Origin of the sequence: Chryseobacterium sp. MEBOG07 (assembly GCF_021869745.1) — a bacterium.
GTDB lineage: Bacteria > Bacteroidota > Bacteroidia > Flavobacteriales > Weeksellaceae > Chryseobacterium > Chryseobacterium viscerum.
Window position 1 is genome coordinate 3,912,147 of record NZ_CP084579.1, and the last position, 18,743, is coordinate 3,930,889.

Here is an 18,743-nt window from a genome sequence, read left to right on the forward strand (position 1 = left end):
CCTCATAATGAAAAATTATATAAATAAAATCATTTTCCCATTAACTTTGTTTTTCTTTTCAGAAAATAATGTTGCTGCACAAAATAAAAACCTTGGGATCAATACAACAAATCCACAATCTCTTTTACATATTGATGGATTGACAGATAATCCTAAAATAGGAACTGTAATTTCAACAGCCCAACAGAGTAATGATATTATTGTTAATACCAATGGTAAGATGGGAGTAGGAAATATAAATCCTAAAGTGAAACTTGATATTAGAGATGCAAATAATGCAAATTCTGAAATTGGTATAGGAGACACTGATTTATCAGCTTCAATTTCTGGGGAAGGAGCTTTTAAGTATGACAAAGCAACTAAGACTATGCAATACTCGAATGGATTGGTTTGGGTAAAACTTGCATCCCAGATTATGAAAGCAGTTGTGATAGCGAACAAAACTTCAAGTACTTGTAATAAAGGAACCCCAGCCGGACCAGTATCTTCTAATTTACCTCCTTACACTGTAAATTACTTGACAGACTGGGTTGAGAAATATGATAATTTAAATAGCTTTGATCCCATAAATGGAAGTTTTAAAGCACCTAATGACGGAGTGTACGTAGCTTCATTTACGGTTGCTCTTGATCCAACAATTATAAGTAATGCAGGATCAAACAATGGAAGTTTTGCGCAAGTTGAAGCTGTTTGGGAGCAATATGATAATACCAACGGTCTTACTGCAGGTAATATTGTTAACCGTGTAAAATGTGCAGTAACATTTCCTGCAAACACCTCTAATGTCCCGGCAACGTATGCAAATCCAATCAATGTTGGATCAAATTGTACTTCTTCATTTTATTTGAGAACTGGAGAAAGAATTTTACCTGTAATATATATTTCTGTAAATGGAAGCAACAATACACTCATATCGTCTGGAAACTATAATAATTTAACTATTGCGCAACAATAATGTGATATCAAAAATTATTCTGTCACTTTAATTTTTATGATACTTTAACCATAAAAATTAAAATATCATTAATTATATTAATGGAAATCCCACAAATATTGCAAATCCAGAAGTCTCAGAATAAAAATAAATCCTATATTTCTATAAATAATTACTAATTCAAGAAAAAAATAAAAAAAAATAACTAATCCTCAACAACTTTCAATAGGGCAATTGAAAGAAATTTCAGGAAACAAATTTATCAGAATCATAAGGAAGCAAAAAAAAGACATTGGCAGAATAGTGTATTCACCTATAGTAAAAGCCGCCCACATTCAATTATCGGATTATCTGACACCGAATAAAGCCCATGACACTGTTGCAGTGTTAAAAAAGCGTTGGAAACAATACGGGAAATATCCTCAATTCAGAATAATAGGATCGTATATTAGAATAATGATTACATGGTAAGAACAATTAGATTAACATCTACTTTACAAAAAATATTGTTTTCTACGGTTTTTTACTTTAATTATATTATAATAAATATAAAGTAAGCTCAAAAGGTGATAAATAATACTTAAAATTTAATTCTTTTCGCTTAATTACACCCTAAATCATTCAAAAAATCTCTAAGTTTAATATCTTTTTCCCATGATCCTGCTATTCCTTTATGTGGAATAACATCTTCATAAACAGTCTCTAATGCTTCTCTCTTTTGTTTTGAGTCAGCACGTGCATATCTTTCAGTAGTTATAACACTTGCATGGCCTAATAAATCTCTTATATATATTAGGTTCACTCCATCCTGAACAAGGTGCATAGCCTTAGAATGCCTAAAAATGTGAGGACTTATAATTTGAGGGATCAAAATGTTATTAATTGACCTTGCTTTTTTAGCATATTTTTTCAGGATATAGGTAATACCAGCAGGAGTTAATTTCCCTCCAAAACGATTAGTGAAAAGAGGATAATTATATTTTTCTGATGTATCAAGGTTATTTTCTTTAACATAGAGTTTTAATAAGTCAATTTGTTCTTTCATTAATGGGATATCTCGTTCCTTATTTCCTTTTCCCAAAACTCTTATAAAATATGGATCGTCAAACCTTATAGAAGATGGTGTTAAATCACAAAGCTCTTGCACTCGTGCTGCACTATCATATAAAAGAGCCAACATTGCTAAGTCTCGTCTAAATGATTTCGTATTATTAGGTATTTGGTCTAATAATAATTTAACGCCATCTTTAGTTAAATAACTAATAACTTTTACAGGTGCCGCTTTTAATCTAATTGAACGAATATTTTGCCATTCTACAATTCTATCGGGTTCTTCATACTGAAGATAATTACAAAATGAACATATAATAGCATATCTTTGATTTCTTGTCGATACTGAACTTTTGTGTTTTATTTCTAACCATTTAAGAAAATCTAAAACAACATTTCTATTCAAATGCTTCAACTCTATTTTATCAGGCGTAATTCTTCTCTCTTCTTTCATAAAAATGACAAGCAATCTAAATCCTTTCTTATAGCTCCTAATTGTATTTGTACCATATCCACATTCTCCAATAAGATAATTATGTATATAACTATGTAAATGCTTAGCAAAATCCTTCATAATCTGTTATTTAATAAATTGATTTTGGGGAAAACCGAAGATACCATCATTTGTGGATTAATTATGTGAGGAAATGCTTCTTTAGTTAATCTAACGTACACTTCTGTTGAAGAAACTTTTTTATGTCCTAAAAAGTTTGAAATTACTGGTAAAGCACAGTATATATCTGTATTATTTTCTATCATTTTCATTAGACCATGTACCGCAGCTGTATGTCTGAGATCATGCAAACGTGGAGAATTTCCTCCTGTTTGTTGTCCAATACCACAAAATCTTAAAATTTCATAAAACCATTTCCTTGTTGTCTCATCGTTACATTTTTTTCCGAGATGTGAAATAAAAAAATAATGATCAGGCAATAAAATATTATCAATAGGAATTCTATCTCTAAATTTTTTAAATTGCTGCAAAACAAGCAGTAATGAATCATTAATTGCCGCTAATCTTTCTGTGTAATTTTTCGCCCCTTTTATACGTATACATTTTTTTTCAAAATCAATATCTTTATTTCTTATTTCTAATGCCTCGCCAATTCTAATTCCTGTACTGTAAAGCAACCTGATTAAAGCTGGAATTACAAACATTATAACTTGTGCATTTCTTACGCGGATTCTTAGTTGATCCGATACTGAAAAAATCTTATCCATTTCATGATGTGTAAATATATATGGTTTATATAAATTTTTCGCTCCATTTTTAGGTAACCTAACTACATAAGATTCTATACCGATAGAACACATATATCTAGCAAGTTGACGCCATGCAGAAAGTTTATTATAAATAGTACGACTGCTATCATTTACCCTTGTATTTCTCCATTTGGCAATTATTTCTTGCTTTATGTAAACATTTTGTATATTATTTTCAACGTAAAATTTATCGAATTCTAACATTATCCACTTAAATCCGTTCCTTTTTAAAAGCCCTTTATGCTCTTTTTCTCTTAGTAAACCTTCTATATATGGTGATAGTTTGCTTGTGAAAACAAATTTTTTATTCATAATAAAAATCTTTTTTTTGTTCATAAAATTCGTTATCTACGATTGGAACATCTAAAGAGCATAATAATAAACTCTCAACACTTAAGTGAATGTAATCCATTGTAGAATCTATACTAGAATGGCCTAAAGTATTAGATATAGTCAATAAAGAATTACCTTTTTCTAATAAATTTGTTGCTAAACTATGTCGAAGTGAGTGGCTTCCTTTTTTTCTATCTCTTAAATCAATATGAGGGCTTTTAAGATATTTCCTAACAGCAGCATGAAAAGCGCCTTGAGTTATACATGTATAAGGTCCCCATGCCCTTAAAAAAATAAAAGGGCTATCAGATTTTGGTCTTCCATTTTTGATGTAATCAATGATTGCTTCTCCAATATCTATTATTAATGGTAATTCAACTATTTTTTTTGTTTTAAATTGTTCAATACAAATAATATTTTCATTCCAATTAATATCTGAAAATTTCAGGTATCTTATATCAGATGATCTTAGTCCCAACCTTGTTGATAATAATATCATAGCATAGTCTCTTTTGCCACATGCTGTCATTCTATCGATATTACTTTCTAAAATTGAAATTTCACTGGGGCTAAAATAAGATGGTAGTTTTTTGAGTTTTTGAGTTCTTGTTTGTTCTAAGATATTCGAAGTATAAAAATTAATAGCTCCTTGTTCAAAGAGCTTTCTCAGTACTGCCCTTAGAATTATGATACAATTATTACAATTAGAGACCTGACCAGATGAAAAAGAAAGTATTAATTCAGAAGTTATATTATTTACAGAGTAAATATTATCAAGTTCTAATCGTTCACAAAATGAATATAAGCACCTATAGTAAATTCTTCTAGTACTATCCGCAAGCCTTCTATTATTACAATAATCATTAAGAAAATTTGTAAAAAAATCACCAAGTGTTCCAGGAAAAGTAAGATCATAATTCCTTCCTCCATTTTCTCTATGCTGATATATCCATACACCTTTAAGCATTCCATTCAAAAGAACAATATATCGTTTATCACTACGATTCCCTCGTTTAGTTTTATCCGAAATATTGAATTCTCTATAGCTTAAATAAGAGAGACCAATCTCTTCATTGTAATAGGTATATGAATTTTCTGTCATATACTTAGAAAGACGGTTAAATTCATTATAAAACTTATTGATTTGAGTGGGGGATACACCATTTTCATGCATGTATTTCTCAAATTTGCTGTGTAATTCGTATAAGTCTATAGCCATAATAATATATTTTTATTATGAAGTTTGGCATAAGACGAACTTTATTATATAGTTTAAAGCTACGATAAAAAATTGATATATAACAAATTAAACGTTTACAAATCTTTCAGATAGATCTATAATAGAAAAACAGCTAATAGTGAGTAGCCGTTTTTAATCACATTATAAATAATAAATAAAACCTATATTATTATCAATACTATATTATCAAAATTAAAACTGATAACCAATAGTTTATATATCATAACTAATGTATGTTTCGATAATATTTAACTATTGATAATCGACTACATACATCGTTCCTTTGTCTACCTTCCCTGTTTTAGGAAGAATCTTAGCTTTTGGGTTTCCGTTTCCATCATCCACTACTCCAAAGTCATCATCATTGAAAACAGCCAGTTTATTGTTTCCTAAGTAAACAATTCCCTCAAATTTATCATGTTCATAACCCAATTTTGCAACCAGATCCACTGCCAATGTTTTGGTGACAGTCTTTATCCCTGCATTCGTTATCTCATCCCATGAGCACTGTTCTAAAGCTTTTCCGTTCACTTTCATCCCGTCTACAGCATTGATATCAGCTCCGTTTACATCGCTTGCATTGCTCAGGTTGATTCTGTATACCTTTTTAAGCCCTCCCTGAGATCCGAAATTTCCATCTCTTTCGATTACTAAAAATTCATTGTTACTTAGTGCCGTAATATCACAAACTGAGTCAGAAGCACCCCCATCCTGTTTGTATAAAAACTGCTTGGTCTGCCCTGTTATAATATCAAATGTGACAATTCTTGTTAAGCTAGTATTGGTTGCCAATGCTTTGGTCGGCACATACATCATCGACTGTATTGTTCCTACCAATGTTCTTCCGTCTGGGGTAATAGCAAGTCCTTCCATTCCTCGGTTAGCCCTTCTTTTGGCCAAAACTGCAGGTAATTTTCTTGTTCCTGTATTTACACCTATCGGGCTTATTCTTTCCATTTCTACTCCGTCTGCGCTGTAATGCACAATATGCGGACCATATTCATCAGAAACCCAGAATGTACCGTCAGCCGCAGCAACAATACTTTCACTGTCCAGTCCATATTTATCAGTACCCAGAACATTTCCGGAAGCATCGTAGGCTATTTCTCCTGTGCTTCCCATTCCTACAGGGTTTGGTAAGCCTGTAATAGGCTGTCCCGATGGATTTTTAAGCTTAATATATTTGATTACCTCTACATTTCCGTCAGCATTGATTTTAAAATGCATAATGGTAGGCGTAAAGTCAGGGGTTAAAAATTTTTTTCCATTCTGGAAGTCCGTGTTGGGTCCCCTATCTGTAATGACGTAAAATTCGCCTTTTCTCGTAGGGTGAGCCGCAGCTCCGGAACCAAATCCGCCATTGATAACATCTACTCCGTTTATCGTAGCCAATTTGGTAAATGGAAACTCCTGAGGGAGTTTGGAATAATTAATATCCTGGTTAATCATTGTGGTATCATCATCACTTTTACATGAAGCCAATACTGCCAGCACTACAACAGACAATAGTAATTTTTTCATATTCACTTTTATGGCTGCGAAAGTATAAATTGATTATAAACTGATCTTGAATATAATGATAATTGTGTTTTAACAATAGAACCTTAAAATGAATTGAATATAAACAGAAAAATATTGAATTTTAAAATAAAACACTAATGATTCAATCCAATCATTAATTAATATGAAAATCAACTTTTTAAGAATCCAAAAAAAAGATAATTCACAAAACAGACTCACCTATTTATATGATATATTTGCAGCGTTTTTTAAGGCTGAACAATGTTCATTAATAGGGAATCAAGTGAGAATAACATTCAAATCTTGGGCTGTACCCGCAACTGTAAACTGTTTAAACTTACCGCACATAATATCCACTGGATCTGAAAATCCGGGAAGGAAGCTGTAAGATGTGAGCCAGGAGACCTGCCTTAAGATACTGACTTCAGAGAAAGAATTGTTTTTCCTCTGGAGATAAGTTTCGGGAATAAAACTTTAATTAAATTATATCATGAGAAAAATCTATCTTTTTTTCTTACTGCTTTGTATGCAGTTATTGTCGGCCCAATTCACAGAAAACGACATCAAATTTTGGGTAGGAACCGGTTCTAAAAAGGCCTATTTCATTGCAGATTTCAATGACGACAGTACTCCCAATTCTTATGCGTGGGGATATCGTTTTGATGGCAATGGTCTAGTGATGGAAGATCTTATCAATGCAATTGTAGCCGCCGAATCCAAAATGCAGGTTGATATTCCTACAGGATATCTTTCTATCCTGAATTATAATCATCATACCTCCACTACTGATGATAGCTGGATAACATGGTCTGGGTCCAGCGCATCAAACATGGCATGGAACAATGGTGTAGGCTATACTCCATTGGTTGACGGAAAATGGTATGGAGTGTCATACGGTCTTGATCATTACGACACCCCTCCCTCTCCTCCCGTTGCAGCTTACAGCTCTACATGGTATACTCCATCTCAGGTTACCAACTGGATTGGAACAGGAAGCAATACAAGTCTTATCGTAATCGATTTCGGAACTGATAATGCCAACGGAAGTGCCAATTCTTTTGTTTTTGGAATAAAATATAACGGAAGTATAACGGCTGAACAGGCTTTACAACTGATCCAGTCACAGACTTCCTATTTTAATGTTACATCCGCCAATAATCAGATTTCCAATTTATCATTGAACTCATTCACAGGAAATGCTTCCGGATCAGACGGCTGGAAGTTATATAAAGGAAAAGATTTGTCGAGCTGGCAAACAAAAACCAACCTTTCTCAAATTCAGTTGAGCAACAACGACTGGTTGGGATTGAGTTTTGGACAGAGAAGACCGTTTACCCCTACTGAAGCATTTAATGCAACACTGGGAACGTCCGATGTGAATAAGAAAAAATTCAGTATTTATCCTAATCCGGCAAGTGATTTCATTCAGATTGAAACTGCTGAGAAACTGAAGGAAGTGAATATTTATTCTGCCACAGGACAGAAGGTAATGACTTCTCAGGAAGCAAAGATTACTATCCAGTCTTTACATTCAGGGGTTTATTTTGTTGAAATTAAAACAGCTGAAAATACAACGATCCATAAAATGGTTAAGAAATAGAGAAAGCGCCTTTAAAAAGGCGCTTTTTTTATAATGATATGTCCAGAACTACACGTAAAACCACCCCGTCAAAAATTCTTTGAATTTTCGCCACCCCTCCGGAAGAGGGGAATTTTACGTCTCCAGTTGACTATTTGTAAGCGTTTTAATTTTCCCGGGAGAAAACTTTTAAGGCTTTGTGATAAACAAAAAACCGCACCAGATTGGTACGGTTTCTTATGATTTTACAATCAATTATTTTTTCTCTGTAGATCTTTGTAGAACCTCATCTACCATTCCGTAACCTTTAGCTTCTTCAGAAGTCATCCAGTAATCTCTGTCAGAAGATTTCTCTACCCACTCGTAAGTTTGCCCTGAGTGGTGACCGATGATTTCATAAAGCTCCTGCTTCAATTTCAGCATCTCTCTCAAGTTGATCTCCATATCTGAAGCTACTCCCTGAGCACCTCCTGAAGGCTGGTGAATCATTACTCTTGAGTGCTTAAGCGCAGAACGCTTTCCTTTTTCTCCGGCAACCAATAATACAGCTCCCATAGAAGCAGCCATACCTGTACAGATTGTCGCTACATCCGGTTTGATGATCTGCATCGTATCATAAATACCTAAACCGGCATATACGCTACCACCAGGAGAGTTGATATAGATCTGAATATCTTTTGATGGGTCTGCACTTTCTAAGAATAAAAGCTGTGCCGTAACGATGTTTGCTACCTGATCATCAATACCCGTTCCCAGGAAGATAATTCTGTCCATCATCAAACGGGAGAAAACGTCCATCTGAGCAACGTTTAATCTTCTTTCTTCCATGATGTACGGTGTAAGATTCGTTGGGCCATACATTCCCATATACTGATCGGTAACCAAACCGTTGTTTCCTAAGTGCTTTACAGAGAAATCTCTGAATTCTTTTTTAATGTCCATATTTTTATTATGTATTATTTTTAAATATTCCTGAAGTTTAAATTACAATATTTATTCCTAAAATTTTATAGGACTTTTTGTCACAGAATATCAAAAAAAACTGACTTCAAACTATCTCTTTCGATCTACATAAATCCCTTTGATAGGTGAATACTCGATAATATTGCTCAATCTGATGGAAGCCTGTTTCAGTAAGGTAATCTTTTTTATCAGCTCATAATATTTTCCTTCATCTGTACTGCTGTACTGATCCAGTTCTTTTGCCGTTTCTGTGATCAAATAATCAATATATCTGTATTTGTGCAATAAAACATCTCCCTGGATCTGATCTGCCACTTTATCTCCGTAATTGGGTGGATAGATATTTCTGGAAGCCCAGTTTTCAAGATCATCCAACGGAATCAAAGCATCTACAACCTTTGTAGTAATCTCTTCATCCATAAAAGATACAAAAAAGTTTCCACTTCTGAGCTCGTCTTTCTGAATTCCTTCCCTCACTTGAGTGATAATGATTTCATTTCCTTTGACTAAAAATGCATACTGCTCTTCTTCAAAATGATGAAGAATCTCCTCAATTACTGTAATCTGATATTCTTCACCCTGTTCATTTCTACGTTTCAGAACAATATCTCCAAACGCCAGCATGTGTTCAACAAGTTTATTCTCCATAAACAACACATCAAACAAAAAAGGATCTTCTTTTTCCTTATCCAAAGGAACAATCTCCATCTTAGGAGCAACATTTTCCTTCTGTTGCTGCTGCACATGATGAGTTTGATTCTGCGTGATCTGCTTCTGAACCCCTAGCTCATTGAAAAGACTCTGCTCAGAAAGTCCGAACTTATTGGATACTTCCTTAAGGTAGACTTCCCTTTTCAGTGCATTCTGTACAAAAGAAACCGATTTCACGATATCCCTTATTGCTTCAGCCTTTTTAATAGGATCATTTCCTACATCTCTCAACAGGATTTCCGCTTTAAAGTCGATGAAATCCATCGCTTCATTTTCGATATACTTTTCAACGTATTCCTGAGGATGTTTTCTGGCGAAAGAATCCGGGTCATCCCCATCAGGGAAAAGCAATACACGGATATTCATTCCTTCAGTCAAAAGCATGTCTATGCTTCGGAAACTGGCTTTAATACCTGCATTATCACCATCAAAAAGAATGGTTACATTTTCCGTAAGCCTTTTGATCAGTTTGATCTGCTCTGTAGTCAAGGAAGTTCCCGAACTGGCCACTACATTTTCAATTCCGGACATGTGAAGAGAGATCACGTCCATATATCCTTCCACCAAAAGACAGACATTCTTCCTTGAAATGGACTGTTTACTCTGGTTTAATCCATAAAGGACATTGGATTTATGGTAAATCTCTGTTTCCGGCGAATTGAGATATTTTGCTGTTTTGACATTACTCTTAAGAATCCTGGCTCCAAAACCTAAAACCCTTCCTGAAAAACTATGAATCGGGAAGATGACTCTATCTCTGAAACGGTCTATTCCTGCCGGCGTGTTTTCCGGGAAAATAGAAAGTCCGGATTTCTCAAGGATTTCTTTGGTATATCCTTTTTCCAGGGCATACGCCGTAAAAGCATTCTTTTTTCAGGAGAATACCCCAGCTGGAATTTATTGATGATATCATCCTTAAGTTCTCTCTCTTTAAAATAAGAAAGCCCTATGCTTCTCCCTTCCTTATCATCCCATAAGATCTCCTGGAAATAGGTATTCGCCACTTCGTGGATCTTATATAAAATATCTTTTTCTGTCTGGGCATTTTTTGCTTCCTCAGAAATTTCACGCAGATCTTCTTCTACTTCAATACCATACTTTTTGGCAGCGTGACGAAGCGCTTCAGGATAAGTAAAATTTTCAATCTCCATAAGGAAAGAGATTGCTGTCCCTCCTTTTCCTGTTGAAAAATCCTTCCAGATCTGTTTGCTTGGTGAAACGACAAAACTGGGAGACTTTTCTTCATGAAAAGGACTGAGTCCTTTAAAGTTAGACCCTGCTCTTTTCAACTGCACATATTCACCCACAATCTCTTCAACGCGGATCGTGGAGAATATTTTATCAATGGTCTGCTTAGAAATCATGCTGTAAAATTAAGTATTTTTATGTAGAAATTGAAAGAGTTTGAGAGTTAGAGTGTAAGAGTGTGTGGGATACCGGATATGAGTTTTGGGTTTGCTCCTTTAAATCAATTTTAGCTTCAATCGTACCCATCTATCTTTATGGTCTTTATTCTTTTCTCTTTATTCTCAATTTTCGCTCTTTAAATTCATTATTTTTGCAAAACAAATTAGTATATGCAGTTCACTATAAATACAATTGAAGACTGGCAGGAAGTTGTTGACAGCATCATTCCTCAATTAAAACATAATATTTTTTTATTAAAAGGAAATCTGGGAGCGGGGAAAACGACGTTCACCCAATTTTTGCTTAAAAATATGGGCAGCAAGGATGAAGTCAACTCTCCTACTTACTCTATTGTTAATGAATACAATACAGAAAAAGGAAAAGTGTACCACTTTGATCTTTACCGCTTAAAAAACATTGAAGAAGTCTATGATATCGGAATTGAAGAATATCTGGACAACTCTTTTCTGTGTATCATCGAGTGGCCGGAAGTCTATGAAGAGGAACTTTACGGGCTCAACTACCACACAATGAGTATTGTGAATACGGGTGAAAACAGAGAAGTTTCATTCGATTAAATATTATGTATCTTTGTTCATTAATTGAGTGTAAATAACAATCTGTAAGACATAATTTAATTTAAGGATGAGTACAAATATTTTTACTCCTTTCACAGAAGAAGAATTGATGCCGAAAGAGGAAAAATTGGAGGTGATAAAAAAAGGAAAACAATTCAGTATTGGAATTCCTAAAGAAACCTGTCTCAACGAAAGGAGAACCTGCATTACTCCTGACGCCGTACAGGTGTTGGTAGAGCACGGCCATGAGATCATTATTGAAGCTGGGGCCGGACAAGGTTCTTTTTTTACAGATTTACAATACTCTGAATCTGGAGCGAAGATCACCACTGATCCAAAAGAAGCTTTCGGGCAGGATCTTATCCTTAAGGTCAACCCTCCTACGGAAGACGAAATAGAGTATATGAAACCGAATACTTATCTGGTTTCGGCGCTTCAGATCAACCTAAGAGACAAGGACTATTTCTTAAAGCTTGCTGAGAAAAAAATAAATGCCATTGCTTTCGAATTCATCGTTGATGAATACAAACAGCTGGCTTTGGTAAGATTAGTAGGAGAAATTGCAGGAACTGTTTCTATTTTATATGCTTCGGAATTATTAGCCTTATCCAACGGCTTAATGCTCGGAGGGATCACAGGAGTAAGACCTGCTGAAGTAGTGATTCTTGGAGCTGGGATTGTAGGTGAATTCGCTACGAAAGCAGCCATAGGTCTGGGAGCCAGTGTAAAGGTTTTTGACAACTCATTATCGAAGCTGAGAAGACTTCATACGATTGTTGACAGCCGTGTCCCGACTTCCATCATTGATCCTAAAGAACTCAGCAAAAGTTTAAGACGTGCTGATGTTGTCATAGGAGCACTTCCAAGATTGAATATGACCCCTATCGTTACTGAAGATATGGTCATGAAAATGAAAAAAGGCAGTGTGATCATCGATATCACCATAGATAATGGTAAAGTTATTGAAACTTCAGAACTGACTACCATGGAAGATCCTTATATCATCAAGCACGGTGTCATCCACTGTGGACTTCCGAACCTTACCTCAAGAATGCCGAGAACTACTACCAAGGCAATCTCAAATTTCTTTCTTTCCTATATTTTAAATTATGATGAAGAGGGCGGCTTTGAAAATATGCTGATCCGCAAAAACGAAATGAAGCAGAGTTTATATATGTATAAAGGAAGACATACCAAAAAGATCATCTGCGACCGTTTCGGACTTACGTACCATGATATCAATCTTTTAATTTTCTAATGAAAAAACTGAAATTCTTCGTAATAGGCTTTTTGCCTGGGCTTTTGCTCGTATTTTTTATTCTAAACAAAAAAGGGGCAAGCTGCAGCGGTTATTTACCCAACAGCCGTGTTATTGCTGAAACACTATCTAAGGAATTCAAATATTCTGAAGAAGTTAAAAATGCAATGACTACCTACAAGATTGATGAGAAATTTGTAAAAGACAGCATCATTACCAACGGAAAAGTAGATTTTGACCGCAGCCAGGCACAGAAAAAACCGTGTCCAAACTATATTTTGACCTATCCTGAAAAAAATCCTTCTTATGAGGTCTCTTTTGAAAAATGTGAAGAAGAGGTAACGGTAAACGGTCTTAAGAAACTTAAATAGTTTTTAATAACCAAGATTTTATGGAAGGCAATTACTACATGATTCATGATTATCTGATATTCGTCGGAGTTTTTGCCATTTTCCTGTTTCTTACCGTAAGTATTTATCTCTTCAGCCAGAATCAGAAGCTGAATCAGAAAAATACCAAATTATCGGAAACCAATAAACTTATCGAGCAGCGTCTGAACGAAGTCCGTTTGGAACATATCGGCACAAAGCTGAATCCGCATTTGTTTAAAAACATTCTCAATTCGGTTCAGTCTCATGCCTATCAGACGTATATGTCGCTGGACAAACTGGCAAATGTGCTGGATTATATTTTATACGAAAGCAATAATAAGTATGTGAGCCCTAAAGAGGAACTTAATTTTGCCTTAAGCCTTATTGAGATTAATAAAATTAAAATCAATCCCCTTTTCGATTTCAGAATCAAATCCAGGATCAACAAGTCCGATTCTCTGTATGAAGAAAAGGTATTTGCTCCGCTGATCTCTGTGGATCTTATTGAAAATGCTTTCAAACATACAGATTTCCTAGCCCAGGATTCTTTCATTTCCATTTATATGGAGCTTGAAGATGGTATTTTCACCATGAAAGTAAGCAATAAAGCTTCTTTAAAAAATATTCTGGAAAAGGAGAAAAGCGGTTTTGGAAGCCAGTCTTTTGATCAAAGACTTAAAATGATCTACAGTACTTATTACCAGTTGGAAAAAAGTTCGAAAAACGGAGTCTTTACAGCGGAATTAAAAATCAATTTAGGAGAATTCTATGATAAAATGCGTTATTCTGGATGATGAATTACTGGCCATCAGTTATTTAAAACTTCTATGCGAGCAGATCGACAATGTAGAAGTCGTAAAGGCATTTAATGACCCTAAAATTTTCCTTAACGAAATAGACAACATCGACTGTAATCTGTGTATTCTGGATATTGAAATGCCCGGAATGACGGGACTTCAGGTAGCTGAGATTATTTCAGGCTCAAAAAAAATAATCTTTACCACGGCTTATAAGGAATATGCCGCTGAAGCTTTCGACCTGAATGTGGTAGATTACGTAAGAAAACCTATTAAAAAAGAAAGGTTGATTCAAGCCTTTGAAAAAGCTAAAGAACTGGTGGAAGACACTCCTAAAAAAGCTTTTATCGAATGGAATACCAATATCGGAAAAACAGTCATTTTCACAGAACAGATTTCTTATATCAAAACCTCTGAGATAGACAGCAGAGATAAAGATATCATCCTGAGTGATGGAACCACGATCGTTTTAAAAAACCTGAATTTTAAAAACCTTCTGGAAATGCTTCCAGCCAAAGATTTTGCACAGGTCAACAAAAAAGAGATCATTGCTCTGTCTTCCATTAAGGTATTTTCAACCAACGAAATTATCACCACGATTCCTACAGAGGATCATAATTTTTTGAAACTTCAGATTGGAGATGCCTATAAAAATTCTCTGATGGAGCTATTCGGAAAATAGACCTTCTTCAAATCTTTCGGGTTTCGTTACAGAATATTCACGCTTCATTACAACTCCCCTTTTTCAGTATTCAATCTGTTTAATTTTGCGTAGAATTAATTGATTTTATAATGAAAAACTTTTTCTATGCTGCGGGATTTCTCATATCCGGTCTGTGCTTTTCCCAGGAAACCTCTTCAAAAGTTAAGGTGTCATTTTTTGACGGGATAGCAGTGGCCGGATATGTAGATCATGGTGCCTTTATCAACTTTACAGGTCCTAATGTGAGCCTTACTCATAAAAATGTTAAATTTATACTTGGAATGCTTCCTTCATTGAGAATTAAAGAAGACCACTCGCTCGGGACCAAAAACAGCCCTATTATGCCCACGTTGGGAGCAGGCCTCACCATGGTTTATAAAAAGATAGCCTTTCAGATTCCTGCCTATTATAATTCTAAAACAGCTGATCAGAATGGCAGTTGGAAAGTGGGAGTTGGACTTGGCTATTCATTTAAATAGATTTGATTACATTTTTTAGAACATTCATTACATTTAAAAACAATAGTATTTTAATCTTAATATATTCTTATCAACTTTGCATAAAATATTGGAATCATGAATTTGGGGAAATACAAAAATATTATCTTTTACATCAGTACCATTGCATTCTTTTCTTGCGTCATGTACTGGTTCTTTATCCAGGGCAAAACACTGGAAATTGGAGAAAATATCACTCCTAGCAAAGCTACGGGAGCTACGATGTGGGACAATTTTGCAGATTCTTTTCTGGCAAACCTTCATCACCCTTTAGCACTTCTTCTTACTCAGATCGTAACCATCATCCTTGTAGCAAAACTTTTTGGATGGATTTGTACAAAACTGAAACAACCCTCTGTAATAGGTGAAATGATCGCCGGTATTGTTTTGGGACCATCACTTTTCGGATTATATTTCCCTGAACTTTCTGCCTTTATCTTTCCGAAAGAATCTCTTCCCAATCTACAGTTTTTAAGCCAGATCGGTCTGATTCTCTTCATGTATATTGTCGGAATGGAACTTGACCTGAGTGTCCTGAGAAAAAAGGCGCACGATGCCGTAGTAATCAGTCATGCAAGTATTATTTTTCCTTTTGCATTAGGGGTAGGACTTTCTTATTTTATTTATAAAGAATTTGCTCCGGCAGGTATTCAATTCAGTTCATTTGCCTTATTTATAGCGATTGCAATGAGTATTACCGCCTTTCCGGTTCTCGCAAGAATTGTTCAGGAAAGAAACCTTCACAAGACAAAAATAGGAACCGTCGTTATTACCTGTGCCGCCGCTGATGATATTACCGCATGGTGTATTTTAGCAGCAGTAATTGCTGTGGTAAAAGCAGGATCTTTCTCAGGATCAGTATTCGTTATCTTAATGGCTATTCTGTATGTTTTCATTATGATAAAAGCGGTAAGACCATTCCTGCACAGAATTGCCGAATCACAAAAAGGAAAAGGGTTTATCAGCAAATCACTGGTTGCGGTATTTTTCTTAATCCTTATCATCTCTTCTTATGCAACAGAAGTAATTGGTATCCACGCTCTTTTCGGAGCATTTATGGCCGGAGCAATTATGCCGGAAAATGTTAAATTCAGGAATCTTTTCATAGAAAAAATAGAAGATGTTGCCTTGGTTTTACTATTGCCGCTTTTCTTTGTATTTACAGGGTTAAGAACCCAGATCGGATTATTGAATGATCCTCACCTTTGGAAAATTGGAGGATTGATCATTTTGACAGCCGTTACAGGAAAATTTGTAGGAAGTGCACTCACCGCAAGGTTTTTGAAAATAAGCTGGAAAGACAGTCTCACAATAGGTGCTTTAATGAATACCAGAGGTCTTACAGAACTTATTGTACTGAATATCGGGTATGATTTAGGAGTATTAGGTCCGGAACTTTTCGCAATGCTTGTTATCATGGCTTTATTTACAACGTTTATGACGGGACCTTGTCTGGATTTTATCAATTATCTTTTCAAAGGAAAAAAATCGATGATTGAAGAAGATGAACAGGAAGATAACGATACAAAATACAGGGTTCTTTTATCTTTCGAAACCGCAAAAGCCGGAAGTAAGCTATTGAAACTTGCAGATAATTTTACCCATAAAATGAACGGGAACAAAAGTGTAACAGCAATGAATATTGCTCCTGTAGACGAGCTTCACGCATTCGATATAGAAAACTTTGAAAAAGAACAGTTTAAAAATGTCATTGAAACCTCCCATGAGCTTCAGCTTGAAGTGACAACACTTTTCAAAGCTTCTACCGATGTTGAAAGTGACCTCACCAATATTACCAATAAAGGGAATTATGATCTTCTTCTTATCATGCTGGGAAAATCAATGTACGAAGGAAGTTTACTGGGAAGATTATTAGGATTTACAACCAAAATCATTAATCCTGAAAAATTATTGAACACCGTAAAAGGAAAAGGAAATATTTTCAACAACTCTCCTTACGATGATCTTACCCTTCAGGTTTTAGATAAAGCAACCATTCCTGTCGGAATCCTTGTTGATAAAGAATTTAAAACGGCAGAAAAAATATTTGTACCTATCTTTAATCTAAGTGATTTCTATCTTCTGGAATATGCCAAAAGACTTATCAATAACAACAATTCCCAGGTTATTATTCTGGATGCTGCAGGACAGATCCGAAACAATATTGAGGTGAAAGAACTGATCAGAAGTATAGAGCAGGTAGCTCCTAATCATATCACATTGTACAATGAGAAAAAGATTGAGAAAGAGTTTCTGAATTCTCAGGATCTGATGCTTATCAGCAGCAAAAGCTGGAAAAACCTGATCGATACAAAAAGTCTCTGGCTTTCTGATATCCCATCAACATTGATTATATCAAATCCATAGCACAATAACACACCGATATTTCTATTTCTACTAGAAGCTGTAAATATTATTCGTTGTCTGTAAAGAAAAAACGGGTATATTTATAGCTTCAATTTTTTGGGACATGCTGATTAACAGTGAAAATGGAGTTATAGAACTGGAGGTCTTTACTACCCGGCTTTATAAGGGAATAAAATTTGATCAGCTGAAGCAATCTGATTTTCATAAAGAAAAGTATCATCATACGTGGGATGCAAAAACCGGGTATTTTTGTTATTATTTTAAGAGCATAGAAATACAGAGATACCAGGTATCTTTCAGTCTGTGCTTTTTCGAAGATCAGCTGGACATCATTCATATGAACACATGGGAAAATGGTGATGCAAAAGACTGGAATGAATGGACAGAGGAAAAAGAAATGAAGGTTTTCTACCGGAATAATACGTTTCTTTCTCAGATTCTGGAAATGTCTCCAACCCAAAAAAAGAAAAACCCTTACCCAAGCTGCACCTTCAAATTTCCCTGGGGAAATGTATGGTCGGTCTACGACCCAAGAAGTGCCAGCAGCCTTATGGGAATCAACTTTAATGAAGAGGAAAAAAACAAATAAAAATAACTTATAACCAAAGAATAAGATTTTAGTATGTGCCGATATTCCATGATGGTTTACAAAGGACATTATGCCTGTTTTAACTGCCAGAAAACTTTCAAACGACGTCATTTAAAAGATGTGGACCGGGATGCTCAGGTCTCCGTAGAAGCCAAATGCCCCGAATGTGGCAGCCTGATGGCCAATATGGGACTCGATTTCAAATCCCCTTCAAAAAATGACGATAAACAATGGGCTCATATCCGGGATCTGTACACGGTCGGAATCACTTTTCATTCCTGTGGCTGCTCCGGACCGGGATATATCCCGCAGGACCGAAAGGCTATTATTTGCTATCTTGAAAAAATCCGTTCAGAATATATGCATTCTCTTGTATTCTGGAGATACCGTATAGAGCCTGAAAATAAAAAAGAACGCGAACAGGATTATCAAAAAAGTGGTGGCTATTTGTTGACTGTCAACCGCAATGCCTTTAAAGAAACCGTGACCAATCAGGAAGGAATCAACTACTGGATCAAAAGGATCAATGAAGTAGAGGAAAGACTTAATATTATCAAAGCGAATGTTCAATAGTTTATGCAA

General features: G+C 35.2%; 17 protein-coding genes, 1 pseudogene and 1 riboswitch. Of the genes and pseudogenes, 11 read left to right on the forward strand and 7 right to left on the reverse strand.

Annotated features, from left to right (window positions below):
* Positions 1–7: 7 nt before the first annotated feature.
* Positions 8–955, forward strand: a complete 948-nt coding sequence (locus LF886_RS17905; RefSeq protein WP_236850977.1) for a hypothetical protein — start codon at positions 8–10, stop codon at positions 953–955.
* 580 nt (positions 956–1,535) lie between these two features.
* Here the strand turns inward: LF886_RS17905 and LF886_RS17910 are convergent.
* The 4 genes from LF886_RS17910 to LF886_RS17925 form a co-directional block, all read right to left on the reverse strand.
* A complete protein-coding gene (locus tag LF886_RS17910; protein WP_236850978.1) occupies positions 1,536–2,558 on the reverse strand; it encodes a site-specific integrase in 1,023 nt (340 codons plus the stop codon).
* Entirely contained in the window at positions 2,555–3,559 is a 1,005-nt protein-coding gene (locus tag LF886_RS17915) for a tyrosine-type recombinase/integrase (protein WP_236850979.1), read from the reverse strand. Before LF886_RS17915 ends, LF886_RS17910 begins: the two co-directional genes overlap by 4 nt.
* Complete coding sequence (locus tag LF886_RS17920; RefSeq protein ID WP_236850980.1) at positions 3,552–4,799, reverse strand: site-specific integrase; 1,248 nt, start codon at positions 4,797–4,799, stop codon at positions 3,552–3,554. The genes LF886_RS17915 and LF886_RS17920 overlap by 8 nt, the downstream gene beginning before the upstream one ends.
* Before the next feature lie 273 nt (positions 4,800–5,072).
* Positions 5,073–6,341, reverse strand: a complete 1,269-nt coding sequence (locus tag LF886_RS17925) for an esterase-like activity of phytase family protein (protein WP_236850981.1) — start codon at positions 6,339–6,341, stop codon at positions 5,073–5,075.
* Between the two features lie 234 nt (positions 6,342–6,575).
* Positions 6,576–6,769, forward strand: a riboswitch (cobalamin riboswitch).
* Between the two features lie 62 nt (positions 6,770–6,831).
* Between LF886_RS17925 and LF886_RS17930 the strand changes: the two genes are divergently transcribed.
* Positions 6,832–7,941: a T9SS type A sorting domain-containing protein gene (locus LF886_RS17930; RefSeq protein WP_236850982.1), complete on the forward strand. Its 1,110-nt coding sequence runs from the start codon at positions 6,832–6,834 to the stop codon at positions 7,939–7,941.
* A gap of 234 nt (positions 7,942–8,175) precedes the next feature.
* Here LF886_RS17930 and clpP read toward each other — a convergent pair whose 3' ends face one another.
* The 3 genes and pseudogenes from clpP to LF886_RS17950 all read right to left on the reverse strand — a co-directional run.
* Entirely contained in the window at positions 8,176–8,862 is a 687-nt protein-coding gene (gene clpP, locus LF886_RS17935; protein WP_027373257.1) for an ATP-dependent Clp endopeptidase proteolytic subunit ClpP, read from the reverse strand.
* A 111-nt stretch (positions 8,863–8,973) separates the two neighbouring features.
* Complete coding sequence (locus LF886_RS17940; protein ID WP_236854332.1) at positions 8,974–10,158, reverse strand: toprim domain-containing protein; 1,185 nt, start codon at positions 10,156–10,158, stop codon at positions 8,974–8,976.
* A gap of 96 nt (positions 10,159–10,254) precedes the next feature.
* Positions 10,255–10,958 (reverse strand): annotated as a pseudogene (locus LF886_RS17950) (DNA primase); the annotation flags it as partial.
* A 213-nt stretch (positions 10,959–11,171) separates the two neighbouring features.
* Between LF886_RS17950 and tsaE the strand changes: the two are divergent.
* From tsaE to LF886_RS17995, 9 genes are all read left to right on the forward strand, one after another.
* Positions 11,172–11,579: a tRNA (adenosine(37)-N6)-threonylcarbamoyltransferase complex ATPase subunit type 1 TsaE gene (tsaE, locus tag LF886_RS17955; protein ID WP_236850984.1), complete on the forward strand. Its 408-nt coding sequence runs from the start codon at positions 11,172–11,174 to the stop codon at positions 11,577–11,579.
* A 67-nt stretch (positions 11,580–11,646) separates the two neighbouring features.
* The gene (locus LF886_RS17960; RefSeq protein ID WP_103233083.1) at positions 11,647–12,837 is read left to right on the forward strand and encodes an alanine dehydrogenase; all 1,191 of its coding nucleotides are present in this window, start codon (positions 11,647–11,649) and stop codon (positions 12,835–12,837) included.
* Entirely contained in the window at positions 12,837–13,208 is a 372-nt protein-coding gene (locus LF886_RS17965) for a DUF4258 domain-containing protein (protein ID WP_124530403.1), read from the forward strand. The genes LF886_RS17960 and LF886_RS17965 overlap by 1 nt, the downstream gene beginning before the upstream one ends.
* A gap of 20 nt (positions 13,209–13,228) precedes the next feature.
* Positions 13,229–14,002: a histidine kinase gene (locus LF886_RS17970; RefSeq protein WP_236850985.1), complete on the forward strand. Its 774-nt coding sequence runs from the start codon at positions 13,229–13,231 to the stop codon at positions 14,000–14,002.
* Positions 13,977–14,687, forward strand: coding sequence for a LytR/AlgR family response regulator transcription factor (locus tag LF886_RS17975; RefSeq protein WP_124530405.1), 711 nt, complete (start codon positions 13,977–13,979; stop codon positions 14,685–14,687). Before LF886_RS17970 ends, LF886_RS17975 begins: the two co-directional genes overlap by 26 nt.
* A gap of 110 nt (positions 14,688–14,797) precedes the next feature.
* Positions 14,798–15,187 (forward strand): hypothetical protein, encoded by a 390-nt coding sequence (locus LF886_RS17980; RefSeq protein ID WP_236850986.1) that lies wholly within the window; start codon positions 14,798–14,800, stop codon positions 15,185–15,187.
* 96 nt (positions 15,188–15,283) lie between these two features.
* Positions 15,284–17,572, forward strand: a complete 2,289-nt coding sequence (locus LF886_RS17985) for a cation:proton antiporter (protein ID WP_236850987.1) — start codon at positions 15,284–15,286, stop codon at positions 17,570–17,572.
* 103 nt (positions 17,573–17,675) lie between these two features.
* Positions 17,676–18,161 carry a hypothetical protein gene (locus LF886_RS17990; RefSeq protein WP_236850988.1) on the forward strand — a complete coding sequence of 162 codons (486 nt, stop codon included), beginning with the start codon at positions 17,676–17,678 and terminating at the stop codon, positions 18,159–18,161.
* A gap of 48 nt (positions 18,162–18,209) precedes the next feature.
* Positions 18,210–18,734: a hypothetical protein gene (locus LF886_RS17995; RefSeq protein WP_317207638.1), complete on the forward strand. Its 525-nt coding sequence runs from the start codon at positions 18,210–18,212 to the stop codon at positions 18,732–18,734.
* The last annotated feature ends 9 nt before the right edge of the window (positions 18,735–18,743 follow it).

Coding starts and splice junctions, on each gene's coding strand:
- LF886_RS17905 (WP_236850977.1), top strand. CDS start 8: ATGAAAAATTATATAAATAAAATCATTTTCCCATTAACTTTGTTTTTC.
- LF886_RS17910 (WP_236850978.1), bottom strand. CDS start 2,558: ATGAAGGATTTTGCTAAGCATTTACATAGTTATATACATAATTATCTT.
- LF886_RS17915 (WP_236850979.1), bottom strand. CDS start 3,559: ATGAATAAAAAATTTGTTTTCACAAGCAAACTATCACCATATATAGAA.
- LF886_RS17920 (WP_236850980.1), bottom strand. CDS start 4,799: ATGGCTATAGACTTATACGAATTACACAGCAAATTTGAGAAATACATG.
- LF886_RS17925 (WP_236850981.1), bottom strand. CDS start 6,341: ATGAAAAAATTACTATTGTCTGTTGTAGTGCTGGCAGTATTGGCTTCA.
- LF886_RS17930 (WP_236850982.1), top strand. CDS start 6,832: ATGAGAAAAATCTATCTTTTTTTCTTACTGCTTTGTATGCAGTTATTG.
- clpP (WP_027373257.1), bottom strand. CDS start 8,862: ATGGACATTAAAAAAGAATTCAGAGATTTCTCTGTAAAGCACTTAGGA.
- tsaE (WP_236850984.1), top strand. CDS start 11,172: ATGCAGTTCACTATAAATACAATTGAAGACTGGCAGGAAGTTGTTGAC.
- LF886_RS17960 (WP_103233083.1), top strand. CDS start 11,647: ATGAGTACAAATATTTTTACTCCTTTCACAGAAGAAGAATTGATGCCG.
- LF886_RS17965 (WP_124530403.1), top strand. CDS start 12,837: ATGAAAAAACTGAAATTCTTCGTAATAGGCTTTTTGCCTGGGCTTTTG.
- LF886_RS17970 (WP_236850985.1), top strand. CDS start 13,229: ATGGAAGGCAATTACTACATGATTCATGATTATCTGATATTCGTCGGA.
- LF886_RS17975 (WP_124530405.1), top strand. CDS start 13,977: ATGATAAAATGCGTTATTCTGGATGATGAATTACTGGCCATCAGTTAT.
- LF886_RS17980 (WP_236850986.1), top strand. CDS start 14,798: ATGAAAAACTTTTTCTATGCTGCGGGATTTCTCATATCCGGTCTGTGC.
- LF886_RS17985 (WP_236850987.1), top strand. CDS start 15,284: ATGAATTTGGGGAAATACAAAAATATTATCTTTTACATCAGTACCATT.
- LF886_RS17990 (WP_236850988.1), top strand. CDS start 17,676: ATGCTGATTAACAGTGAAAATGGAGTTATAGAACTGGAGGTCTTTACT.
- LF886_RS17995 (WP_317207638.1), top strand. CDS start 18,210: ATGATGGTTTACAAAGGACATTATGCCTGTTTTAACTGCCAGAAAACT.